We start from the raw sequence: 11,066 nt of genomic DNA, 5'->3' as shown, positions 1-11,066 counted from the left end.
CAGGGACCTTCATGCAAAGCTACGGCATCCCCGAAAGAATGGCCACCGCAACCAAGCAACTTTTCAAAGACAATGACGACCTAATGTAGCAAAAAACTGGTGCTTCTAGCTTCATAGCTTAGATGCATCAGTTTTTCTATATTCTTTTAACGTATTTTTTTCACTTTAAAAACCAAACAAAAGCAAGTTGTCGCCTTCAACGCCAATATTGTTATCTTTCTTAAGTTGCTTCAAAGAATTTACAACAAACTTCTTCTGACTGCCCTTAAGCTTATTAGCAGCCTTCATTGCAGCATTAAAGTCACGTTTATTTTGTTTATTCTTTAGACTAATAATATTCTTATCAGCACTTCTATTAGCAATTCTCTTCAATGGATTTACTACTCCGCGCATCCCCTTGCTATTGAAGTAATAATATTGAAGCATTGCTTGCGTAGTCCAGCAGCTGTACTTCTTATCCTTAGAAGCCACTAAGTACAATGGAGCACCACTAATTTTGCCGTGGAATCTAACTATCTTTTCAACTCTAAATTTAACGTTTTGAACCTTAGCTGGACTAATTGTCTTGCCCTTGAAGGTTTCATAATGCGTTAAAGCATATTTGTAGTTGTTTTTTCCTACATAAATAGGATCTGCATCTTTGGAATTCTTAATTCTTAAAACATAGCCTTGTTTAGTTAACTTAGGGTCATTTTCAATTACGGCCTTAGGATTAACATTTGTGGTTTTAGGTGCACTGCTAGCAGTACTTGCAGCTTGAACAGTAGCAGGCGCAACGCTTAAGAGAAGTCCCGCAATAACAGCAGAAGAAAACAACATTTTTTTGTTAAGGTTCATTGAAATTTTTTAGGGCTGATTAAGCAAGGATACCTCATGATTTTAATTTGGGGAAGAATTGCACTTTCAGCCCCTTTTTTGCTTTTTATTATTTATTCACTAGACCACTTATGATATTATTGCTAGTGAATTAGTTTAAAAAGAGGTGAATTAAATGGATCAGACAGTGACCGTTAAGGCAAAACTGCTCAATATTGATGAAGAAACCGCACATTCCTTTATGCAAACGATGGTTAAATATAAGGATGCCTGCAATTTTATCTCGCAATATGTTTTTAACCATGCTTTTGAATTAAAGCAATCTAAGCTGAACAAGGCTCTTTACCGTGATCTTAGAAATAAATTCGGTTTAAAAAGCCAAATGGCGCAGTCTGCTATTAAAACTGTTATTGCTCGCTATAAGACTGTTAAAACACAGCTAAAGCAAAAGCCATACCGCTACGATACTGGGAAAAAGGACGGCAAGGGTCACGCTATTTGGGCACAGACTTTTCGTAACCTTAGCTGGCTCTGGTACCCGATCCAATTCAAGCGTCCGCAATTAGATTTACAGCGCAATCGGGACTGGTCTTACCTAAGCTCTACCAAGCAAATATCTTTAAACACTTTGCAAGGAAGAAAAAAGGTTGATTTTGTGTGCAAGAGCTTCGATCAGTACCTTGATTCAGATAAATGGAAATTCGGCACGATTAAATTACTTAAATTTAGGAACCAATGGTACATGCACCTAAGCGCTACCGTCTCTTTGCCGGAATATCAGCCGGAAGAAGCTGAGCATGTTGTCGGGATTGACCGTGGCTTGCGCTTTTTGGCTTCCTGCTACGATGAAAAAGGCAAAACCTTGCTTTTCAACGGTCAAAAGGCATTAAGAACCAGACGCAAATACAAAAAACTGCGTGCCCAGCTTCAAGCCAAAGGCACCAAGTCCGCCAAACGAAGACTTAAGCAGATCGGTCAAAGAGAGAACCGCTGGATGAGCGATGTCAACCATCGCTTGACTAAGACACTCGTTGACCATTATGGCGCTAATACCCTTTTCGTTTTGGAAGACTTGACCGATGTCCGCTTTGCTACTGAAAAGACAGCTAAAGACAAACGCTATGAAATGGTTTCTTGGGCTTTCTATCAGTTTGAGCAGTTCCTTACCTACAAGGCTAATCTGAACTCGTCAGCGATAGTAAAAGTCCCTGCCAAATATACCAGCCAGCGCTGTCCCAAATGCGGACGGATTCGTAAGGAAAACCGTGATCATCAACTGCACTTGTATGTTTGCGATAGATGTGGCTACAAGTCAAACGATGACCGGCTTGCGTCAATGAACATCCAGTTCTTAGGGACACTCTATCGAAGCGGTGAGGAAGCACCGCAGTTTAACAAACAAGCATCTGCCGAGTAAATCTTGGCAGGTAAACGGGCATTGTCAACTGTCCGATGATGTAGTCTCGAAGGTGAGAGCCGAAAGGCGTTAAGATTACTATTCCACGTGGAATGAGAACTACAAACCCCAGAATTGATTCTGGGGTAGTTGATAACTATCTTGAAGGAACACGAATGAAACGAATTTATTATTATCACAAAACTACCGACGATGTGGTCGACAGCCACGATCAAAATTTCAGCTTACCAGACGACTATGTGATTTTGCCCAATTCTCGCGGTGCAAAAATTTGGTCCGCCATCGCTCGTCGTCTTGCCGCCGGCTTCGGCTGGATCGTTTTTCGCTTTTTCGACAACGTGAAGGTAATCGGCAAAGAAAAACTCAAGCAAGTCGACGGTGGCTACTTCATCTACGGCAACCATACCAGACCAATGGGCGATGTTTTTACATCCCTTACGATTTTTCCAATTAAGAACTTCTACGCTATCGCAGGTCAAGCCAACTGGGGCATCCCCTTCATCGGCAAATACCTGGTACGCTACGGTGGCCTTCCCGTTGGTAAAGACTTAAAACAGTCGGTCAAGCTGATCAAGGCTATCAAAACCGTGATCAAAGATAAAAAAGGTGAAGTTCTAATCTACCCAGAAGCCCACGTTTGGCCCTACTACACCAAAATTCGTCCCTTTGACGCAACCAGCATGCACTTTCCTGTTCAACTGAACGCGCCAAGTTTCGTTATGACCAAAACCTACCATAAAAGACGCTTTGGGAAGCGCCCTCGCGCAGTTGTTTATATCAACGGACCATTTTACCCGGATCAAACTTTAAGCCGTAAGGAAGCCCAAAATAAGCTCCACGATGAAATTCAAAAGACATTAATTGACCGAGCTAAGCTCAGCGATTATGAATATTGCCAATATATCAAAAAATAAGGTTAAGAAACGTTTTTGCTTCTTAACCTTATTAGCTTGTCTTTAAGAGTTTTAGTTACCTAATTAACATCATTACTAAAGGTGTGACATCATTTAGATTGTCTTTTCGAATAGAATTACTCAAAAGTACAATCGCATTTTCATCATTCATCCATTCTTGATGCTTAAAAAAGTCATGCATAGCTTGTTTAACTGCTGCAGTATCTGTTTTATCATCTTTTGAATTTAGTGCAGCTATGATCAAGTTTGCCCTATCTCTTAATTCTGTTGACATATGTTTAGTATTCAAAATTTTCAGCTTTAACTCTTTGGCTTTTTTTACATCATTATCATAAAAAGCTTGATTTAATTCTTGAGATATTTGGGAGTAATCTATGTTATCATTTGATGGAAAATACTTTTTAAAAAATTTAGTAATTGATATTCCACGTAACTGTAAAATTAAAATCAAATCATCAATAAAAATTCTATTTTGTCCATTTTCCATTTTAGAATAATGGGTAACAGATATTTTGCTTTCCTTAATCATTTGACCTTGTGTTAATCCTAACGATTTCCGTTCTTTTCTCAAAGCTTCTGAAATTTTCATTGACTTCAGACCTTCACTCAGAAAAATGCATTCTACACGGTATCATATAGAATATACAGATTAGTAAATTCGAATACTACTAAACAGGAGCAATTATGAATATACTTTTTTGCGGGGACGAAAACGCAGAAGACGGCGTTTTAATCTCCACACTATCTTTATTAAAGAACTCTGGTGCAAAGGAACTGCACCTCTACATTTTAACCATGGAAGCTCACAGCGATAAACGCAAGTATCATCCCTTCTCTAAGCATGCCGCAGATTTTATTCGTTCTTTATTAGTTAAAGCAAACCCTAAAAATACGCTGGAGTTGATCAACTGTACCGATCTATTTATCAAGCAGCCACCTACAGCCAACATGAATACGCGTTTTACGCCTTATGCCATGTTGCGTCTTTTTGCGGATGAATTGCCACAGATCCCTGATCGTATTCTTTACCTGGACGACGATATCGTTATTCGCAGCGACATTACTGCTTTTTATAAGCAAAACATCAAGGGTATCGAACTCGTCGGTGTACTCGACTACTGGGGCAGATTTTTCTTCCACAATGTCAAAACTAAGCGCGTCTTTGACTACCTGAATTCCGGCGTCCTGCTGTTAAACATGACTAAGATTAAACAAACCGGTCTTTTTGCTAAAGTCAGAGACATGATGCAAACCAAAAAAATGTTCTTGCCCGACCAGTCCGCAATTAATAAGCTGGCTGTCGCCAAGCGGGTCGTGCCACGCCGCTACAACGAACAATATCGTTTACAAAAGAACACTAAGATTCAGCACTTTACTACTAGTTTTCGTTTCTGGCCTTACTTCCATACGCAGACAGTTAAGCCATGGGACGTTGACCGTGTGCACAGCGTACTTCATTTGCACGAATATGATGATTTACTCAACGAATATCTCAAGATTCGCAATAATTTGAAAGAATAATACTTGGAGGAACTATTTTGAAAACTATCCCTGTTTTTTACACTATCAGTGACAACTACACGCCATATGCATTTGTCTCAATTCAATCATTAATGGATCATGCTGATCCTAAGAAGGACTACACTATCACTCTTTTGGTTCAAGAAATTTCTGATGAACACAAAAAGAGCTTGGAAGACATGTCAACTGACAACATTCATGTCCACGTCTTCCACATTGACGATGACATGGTTAAGCCAATTCACAAGACTAAGGAAAACTACTTACGTGCCCAATTTTTCACCATGTCCATCTTCTACCGTTTGTTCATCCCTGAATTATTCCCACAATATGACAAGGCAGTTTACCTAGATGCCGACACCATTATTTGCACAGACATTGCGGATTTATACAATACTGAAATCGGCGATAACATGTTTGCCAGCTGTCCTGATTTATCTATTCGCTACATGCCGCTTTTACAAAAATACATTAAAGAGTGCCAAGGCATCTTACCTGCCGAAAAATACATCAACAACGGTGTCATTTTGTTCAACATGAAGGCCTTCCGCGATAAGCACTTCGTCGACAAGTTCTACTACTTGATGGGCAAGTACCATTTCGACAACGTCGACCCAGACCAAGCCTACATGAACGAAATCTGTGAAGACAAGATCTACCACTTGCCTAAGGAATGGGACGCTATGCCTAACGAAAGCATCCCCGAAATTGAAAATCCTAAGATCGTGCACTACAACTTGTTCTTCAAGCCATGGCACTTTGAAGACGTGCAATACGCTCACTACTTCTGGGACGTTGCCAAGACCACGCCTTACTATGACGAATTAAAGCAGCAACTTGCTGACTTTACTGACGAAGATCGTAAAAAGGCCCGTGCCGATCTTGAATGGATGGCCAAGAAAGTTGACATGATCGTTGACGAACCTAACACCTGGGCTAAGGTCAAAAAGCACGAATCCGTTAAGATTGACTAAGAAAGGAAAATTTATGACAGTACCAGTTTTTTACAGCATTAGTGATGACTTCACTAAATATGCGGCAGTATCACTCAATTCTTTGGTTAAACATGCCAGCTCTGATACAGACTACACCGTGTATTTCTTAAGCCAAGATTTGTCTGATGAGCATAAAAAAGATTTAAGCGATCTCGGCAATGAAAATGTACACGTAAAATTTTTCCATATTGACGACAAGTTGGTGAAGCCGATTCAAAACCGAAAGGAAAACTTCTTGCGGGCCGACTTCTTCACCATGTCAATTTTCTACCGCTTGTTTATTCCTGAATTGTTCACGCAATACGACAAGGCAATCTACATCGACAGCGACACCGTTGTTAACGACGATATTGCTAAGCTTTACAATGTAGAGCTTGGCGACAACTTATTTGGTGCCTGCACCGACTCTTCAATTCAATTTGTGCCTAAGATGGTGAAATACATCAAGGATGTTTTAGCACTCGATCCTAAGAAGTACATCAATTCAGGAATGTTGGTCATGAACGCTAAGCAATTCCGTGACAATCTTTTTATCGATCACTTCATGGAACTGCTTGAAACTTACCACTTCGACTGTATTGCACCCGATCAAGATTACTTAAATGAAATGGGCGAAGGCAACATTCTTCACCTTGATCCACGCTGGGATGCTATGCCTAATGAAAATACCGAACCGATCAAAAATCCTGGTTTGATCCACTACAATCTTTTCTTCAAACCATGGCATTTCAAAGGCGTGCAATATGAAGATTATTTCTGGCAAAGCGCTAAGGAAACCAAGTTTTACGACGAACTAAAGGCTGAACTCGATAACTACACCGATGAACAACGTGCGGCCGATCGTCAAAAGCTGAACCACATGCTTTTAAAGGAAGACAAAACAGAAAAAGACCCTAACAATTGGGCCAAAGTTAAGGAACGTGAGGCAGTTAAATTATGATTTTTGGTGATAATCGAGAAGCAGTAATTAAAAATATCAAAAAAGCTGCCAACGACCGTGATTTTACGGCTAAGGTTGAAATCGGTGACCCACAAATGTCGCTTGATGAAAGATTGAAGCTAGTTAATGACTACTGGGAAAACCGTAAAACTTTTTCCAGCAAGATCAACAACCGCATTGGTCATGTGATTTTTAATACTTTGGCTAAGACAATCGCTGGCTCAACCGAATTCGAAGGCCTAGAAAAATTAAACAATTTACCTATTGGTGGCGCGATTGTTACTTCCAACCACTACAATCAAGTCGATTCGCTTCCAATTAAGCTCCTCGCTGACAAAATGCACTGTCAACTTTCAATTGTTATTGAAGATACCAACCTGATGTTGCCTGGCTTTTTCCGCTACTTGATGAACTATGTCGGCACCATTCCTTTGGTTCAAAGCCCTAGTTACATTGCCAACGAATTTCCAAAGCATTTGAGCCAAGCATTGGATCAAAACAACTGGGTTTTGATTTATCCTGAACAAGAAATGTGGTGGAACTACCGCAAACCTCGTAAGTTGCAACGCGGTGCCTACTATTTTGCCGCTAAGCAAAACGTGCCAGTTATTTCCACTTTTGTTGAAATCAAGGATTTGCCTAAGGTCGAAAAAAAGGACGCCAACTTCTGCGAAACTAAGTACATTGTGCACGTTTTAGACCCCATTTATCCCGATGTTTCCCTAAGTGCTAATGAAAACGCCCACCATATGATGGAACAAGATTACAAGCAAAAAGTAGCTGTTTACGAAAAGATCTACGGTAAGAAATTAAACTACGATTTCTTAGATTGGGATATTGCCGGCTGGCGTGGTCACCTTTCATAAAAAAGATATAAGAAAAGATAGACCGCTTCTATTAAAAGTGACACTATGTTACTATTAACCTATAGTAGTTTTACTTTAGAAAGGAGCTTCTCGATATGAAAGAATTCACTAAAGAAACTCTGTCAAATTATGATGGCAAAAACGGTCGTCCAGCTTATATTGCCGTAAACGGCGTAGTCTATGACGTAACCAATAACTCTCACTGGGTTAACGGTGAACATCACGGCATGCGTGCAGGACGAGACGTAAGTTTTGATTTAACCAATACATCCCCACATGGGGCAAAAGTTTTAGTTCACACCAACAAAGTTGGTACTTTTAACTAAATAAAAATTTTGATCCGAAAAATGAATCCACCAAAAAGTGTCTGGGAAAAAAGTCCATTTTTAGCTAATTTTAGACTTTTACTCAAAAGAAAAATCCTATTAAATCAAGGTTTATTAATACCAAGATTTAGTAGGATTTCTTAATTTCTGAGTTTTTTCCCAGACACTTTTGTTTTTAGTAGTTAATTATTTTTTTCCGCAAAAGCAGTGTTAGCTGCGATTCTACCAAAAGTAAAGATATCAGCAAGGGAATTACCGCCAAGACGGTTGCCGGCATGAATACCACCTGCAACTTCACCTGCAGCGTAAAGTCCCTTAATTACAGCACCGTCTTTATTGATCACGCGGGCCTTGGTGTCGATCCTAAGACCCCCCATTGTGTGGTGAATAGCTGGTTTACGAGGCGTAGCATAGAATGGGGTGACTTCACACTTCAAGTTGAAGGCACTCTTGCCAAATTCTGGATCTTCACCGGCATCAACGTAAGAATTATATTTCTTAATTGTATCTTCAAGCACCTCTGGCTTCATACCAATTTGCTTGGCAAGGTCGGCTAAAGTATTTGCCCTGAAAAGCGTTCCTGCCTTCACCTGAGCGTCGATTGACTCTTGGGTAGTGTTATAGGCAGTGGCCTTAATTTTATCGTCAGCGATCAAATAGAAGAGTCCTCCGTTGGCAATTGCAGCTTTGGCCAGCGTATCACGTTCCGCAAATTCATTTACGAAACGTTTACCCTCTTTATTTACCATAATGTAGTTCTCAGGTGGCGTCTGCAAACCAGTGAATAATTCACCAGTCTTTGGATCAGACACAGGCATCAATTGAATAAAGCCCATGCCGACCAAGTCTGCACCAACTTCTTTTCCTAAACCGATCCCATCACCAGTTATCGCTGGAGAGTTAGTCGTTGGCATGTCGCTATCGATGTGTTTCCAATAAGTGTTGTACTTTTGGACCATCTTCATGTTGGCGCCAAAACCACCTGAAGTTAAGATAACTGATTTAGCGTGAACGGTAACCTTGGAGCCGTCGCTCTTTTCAGCAACAACGCCAACTACTTTATCGCCATCCACAAGCAAGTGCTTAGCGCGAGTTTCAGTCAAAACAGTTGCGCCATGGTCCTTAACCCAGTCGCCCAAAACATGAATATAAGCATAACCCATTGGTTCAACTGGCTTGTGACCTCTACGCCAAAGAGCACCAACTGGCATTGTTACTTGGCTATCGTCAAATTTTACGCCAAGTTCTTTAAGCCAGTTAACTGAATCGAGTGCATTATCAACTAATTCCTTAACTAAAGCGTAAGTGCCGTGAATCTCGTGTCCATTCAAATCGGTTCGCTTACCACCAACATAGGTTTGAATTTCATGCAGTAATTTTGAATCAAATAAATAATTTGCGCCTGAATCAACGTATTCCTTAATTTGTTTTTGCAATGCCTCAAAGTCGGAACGATATTCTAGATCAATCTTTTCAATTGGTGTAGCGGCTAATTTTTCCAAGTCCTCTTTTTCACCAGCTAAAGCCTTAAACTTCTTTTGCCATTCAGGCTCGGCCGCATTCATTGGACCACCAGCACGAGTCGTATTGCCGCCAATTTGTGGGAATTTTTCAAGTACGACAACTTTTCTACCATGTTGGATACTGCGCGCAGCTGCAGCCAGCCCAGCACCACCGGCACCGATAACTACTACATCAGTAGTATATTCTTCATCCTTTGTCGCATGTGCCTTGCTAGGCTTAGCACGCTTTTTCCATTCTTCGGCGTCTCCGCCGGCTTCAGTGATTGCTTCCGCAACCCCATCGATTACACCATGGCTAGAGATAGTAGCACCACTGACTGCATCAACGTTTAAAGTTTGATTGTCGACAATTAATTTTGGCAAACGGTTGAACACCTCATCAGCAACGCCCCTAGTTTCACCGCTTGCATTGACATTAATATTTTCAATTTTGTCTTCAGATAATTTAACTTGCATTGGCATATAGCTTGAGCCATGCCCTTTTGCTTTTACATCGTATGTACCTGGTTTCATAGCCATAAAAATCTCCCTCTTTTTGTATGTAAAGGTTTTCTTCTTTATTTTAATGGGGAATCTGGCTTAGGGGAAATAGTTTTCTAGCTAATGAGTTATAATAATTTTATTATTGGAGGTATATTTTATGAACGATCCTGAAGCATTATTGCATTATCTCGACGTATTACTAAAAGAAAACAATTTTACCAAAGCCGCTCGCGAGTTATATATTTCCCAGCCTTATTTAACTCAACTCATTAAAAGAATTGAAAAGCGCCTCGGTACGCAAATTATCAACCGCGATCACGTGCCTTTTTCGCTGACTGAAGCTGGAATGATTTACTACAAATATTTAGAAAACATTTCCTACAACGATCAGCAGCTCGAGCGTGAACTTGCACCCTTTACCCAACCTAATAAAGAGATTATTAAGGTGGGCATTTTAGAGAGCTTAGGTACTTTTTTATTACCTCGACTTCTTCCAGATTTCTTAAAAGAAAATCCTACAGTTGAAATTCAATTATTTGAAAATTCACCTCGTACAAATGAAACTAAATTGCTTAATGGTGAAATTGATTGTTACATCGGTCAAACACCTAAAACCATTTCTCGTGATTTAACTTATTCTGTTAAAGATGGTGAACAGTACTATGTAGTCATTCCTCAGAGCTCGTCATTTTTCCAATCTGGCAAGTTTATTTTGGAACCAAGTAGTCTGGACCTGAAAGAAGTTTTACAGGATCCTATGGTCTTAAGCTCCTCTGAGTCGGCCATTCGCCATCAAGTTAACGGGCTTTTTCAAAAGTTCCATATTAAGCCTAATATTGTATTAGAAAGTAAAAGTATCGTCACAACTACCGAATTAGCATTGCGTGGTGTAGGCTTAACTATTTCTTCAGCCAGCATTTTAACCAAAATGCGGCAAACACCGATCAACTTACTACCTATTGATGAAAATCTGATCTACATTCAATTCTTCATTGCCACTCAAACAAATAAAGAATTGTCTCCTGCACTACAAAGATTAATCACTTGCTTTAAAAAACTTAATCTTAAATCAAGCATCTAAAAAAGACCGAGGATAATTCCTTGGCCTTTTACTTACTACTTATTTAGATACCAAAAAAGAGGCCCGGCGGCCTCCTTCTTCCGTGCTCCGGCTGTCAGACTCGAACTGACGACATCTTGATTAACAGTCAAGCGCTCTACCAACTGAGCTAAGCCGGAATATTAAAAAAGAGCACGGCAGCTTC

11 protein-coding genes and 1 tRNA gene are annotated in these 11,066 nt (G+C 40.1%); 8 read left to right on the top strand and 4 right to left on the bottom strand.

All coding sequences use genetic code 11. The features are described from left to right. Positions 1 to 165: 165 nt before the first annotated feature. The gene (locus tag WS44_RS07630) at positions 166 to 837 is read right to left on the bottom strand and encodes a hypothetical protein (protein ID WP_014565475.1); all 672 of its coding nucleotides are present in this window, start codon (positions 835 to 837) and stop codon (positions 166 to 168) included. A 154-nt stretch (positions 838 to 991) separates the two neighbouring features. On the opposite strand from WS44_RS07630, the gene WS44_RS07625 reads away from it, so the two are divergent. Both WS44_RS07625 and WS44_RS07620 read left to right on the top strand, forming a co-directional pair. Beyond that, complete coding sequence (locus tag WS44_RS07625) at positions 992 to 2,233, top strand: RNA-guided endonuclease TnpB family protein (protein ID WP_046433905.1); 1,242 nt, start codon at positions 992 to 994, stop codon at positions 2,231 to 2,233. A 155-nt stretch (positions 2,234 to 2,388) separates the two neighbouring features. Further along, positions 2,389 to 3,147, top strand: a complete 759-nt coding sequence (locus WS44_RS07620; protein ID WP_046433904.1) for a 1-acyl-sn-glycerol-3-phosphate acyltransferase — start codon at positions 2,389 to 2,391, stop codon at positions 3,145 to 3,147. A gap of 55 nt (positions 3,148 to 3,202) precedes the next feature. Here WS44_RS07620 and WS44_RS07615 read toward each other — a convergent pair whose 3' ends face one another. Continuing rightward, complete coding sequence (locus WS44_RS07615) at positions 3,203 to 3,736, bottom strand: helix-turn-helix transcriptional regulator (RefSeq protein ID WP_288145716.1); 534 nt, start codon at positions 3,734 to 3,736, stop codon at positions 3,203 to 3,205. A 95-nt stretch (positions 3,737 to 3,831) separates the two neighbouring features. On the opposite strand from WS44_RS07615, the gene WS44_RS07610 reads away from it, so the two are divergent. From WS44_RS07610 to WS44_RS07590, 5 genes are all read left to right on the top strand, one after another. Beyond that, positions 3,832 to 4,668: a glycosyltransferase gene (locus tag WS44_RS07610; protein WP_046433903.1), complete on the top strand. Its 837-nt coding sequence runs from the start codon at positions 3,832 to 3,834 to the stop codon at positions 4,666 to 4,668. Between the two features lie 17 nt (positions 4,669 to 4,685). Then, a complete protein-coding gene (locus tag WS44_RS07605) occupies positions 4,686 to 5,642 on the top strand; it encodes a glycosyltransferase family 8 protein (RefSeq protein ID WP_013436909.1) in 957 nt (318 codons plus the stop codon). A 13-nt stretch (positions 5,643 to 5,655) separates the two neighbouring features. Further along, the gene (locus WS44_RS07600) at positions 5,656 to 6,603 is read left to right on the top strand and encodes a glycosyltransferase family 8 protein (RefSeq protein ID WP_013641346.1); all 948 of its coding nucleotides are present in this window, start codon (positions 5,656 to 5,658) and stop codon (positions 6,601 to 6,603) included. Then, a complete protein-coding gene (locus WS44_RS07595; protein WP_046433902.1) occupies positions 6,600 to 7,469 on the top strand; it encodes a lysophospholipid acyltransferase family protein in 870 nt (289 codons plus the stop codon). The genes WS44_RS07600 and WS44_RS07595 overlap by 4 nt, the downstream gene beginning before the upstream one ends. A 95-nt stretch (positions 7,470 to 7,564) precedes the next feature. Next, complete coding sequence (locus WS44_RS07590) at positions 7,565 to 7,795, top strand: cytochrome b5 domain-containing protein (protein WP_013436906.1); 231 nt, start codon at positions 7,565 to 7,567, stop codon at positions 7,793 to 7,795. A 182-nt stretch (positions 7,796 to 7,977) separates the two neighbouring features. On the opposite strand, the gene WS44_RS07585 is transcribed toward WS44_RS07590, so the two are convergent. Continuing rightward, a complete protein-coding gene (locus tag WS44_RS07585) occupies positions 7,978 to 9,831 on the bottom strand; it encodes a flavocytochrome c (protein ID WP_288145717.1) in 1,854 nt (617 codons plus the stop codon). Between the two features lie 127 nt (positions 9,832 to 9,958). Here WS44_RS07585 and WS44_RS07580 point away from each other — a divergent pair, with 127 nt between their 5' ends. Beyond that, positions 9,959 to 10,882, top strand: coding sequence for a LysR family transcriptional regulator (locus WS44_RS07580; RefSeq protein ID WP_013436904.1), 924 nt, complete (start codon positions 9,959 to 9,961; stop codon positions 10,880 to 10,882). An 85-nt stretch (positions 10,883 to 10,967) separates the two neighbouring features. Here WS44_RS07580 and WS44_RS07575 read toward each other — a convergent pair. After that, positions 10,968 to 11,040, bottom strand: a tRNA-Asn gene (locus WS44_RS07575). Positions 11,041 to 11,066 lie beyond the last annotated feature (26 nt).

The organism is Lactobacillus sp. N54.MGS-719 (genome assembly GCF_000980505.1).
Classification (GTDB): domain Bacteria; phylum Bacillota; class Bacilli; order Lactobacillales; family Lactobacillaceae; genus Lactobacillus; species Lactobacillus amylovorus.
This window is presented reverse-complemented; position numbering and strand designations above follow the sequence as displayed.

Excerpts from the sequence above, each read along its gene's own strand:
- WS44_RS07610 (WP_046433903.1), top strand. The coding sequence starts at position 3,832 with ATGAATATACTTTTTTGCGGGGACGAAAACGCAGAAGACGGCGTTTTA.
- WS44_RS07630 (WP_014565475.1), bottom strand. The coding sequence starts at position 837 with ATGAACCTTAACAAAAAAATGTTGTTTTCTTCTGCTGTTATTGCGGGA.
- WS44_RS07595 (WP_046433902.1), top strand. The coding sequence starts at position 6,600 with ATGATTTTTGGTGATAATCGAGAAGCAGTAATTAAAAATATCAAAAAA.
- WS44_RS07580 (WP_013436904.1), top strand. The coding sequence starts at position 9,959 with ATGAACGATCCTGAAGCATTATTGCATTATCTCGACGTATTACTAAAA.
- WS44_RS07615 (WP_288145716.1), bottom strand. The coding sequence starts at position 3,736 with ATGAAAATTTCAGAAGCTTTGAGAAAAGAACGGAAATCGTTAGGATTA.
- WS44_RS07620 (WP_046433904.1), top strand. The coding sequence starts at position 2,389 with ATGAAACGAATTTATTATTATCACAAAACTACCGACGATGTGGTCGAC.
- WS44_RS07590 (WP_013436906.1), top strand. The coding sequence starts at position 7,565 with ATGAAAGAATTCACTAAAGAAACTCTGTCAAATTATGATGGCAAAAAC.
- WS44_RS07585 (WP_288145717.1), bottom strand. The coding sequence starts at position 9,831 with ATGAAACCAGGTACATACGATGTAAAAGCAAAAGGGCATGGCTCAAGC.
- WS44_RS07600 (WP_013641346.1), top strand. The coding sequence starts at position 5,656 with ATGACAGTACCAGTTTTTTACAGCATTAGTGATGACTTCACTAAATAT.
- WS44_RS07625 (WP_046433905.1), top strand. The coding sequence starts at position 992 with ATGGATCAGACAGTGACCGTTAAGGCAAAACTGCTCAATATTGATGAA.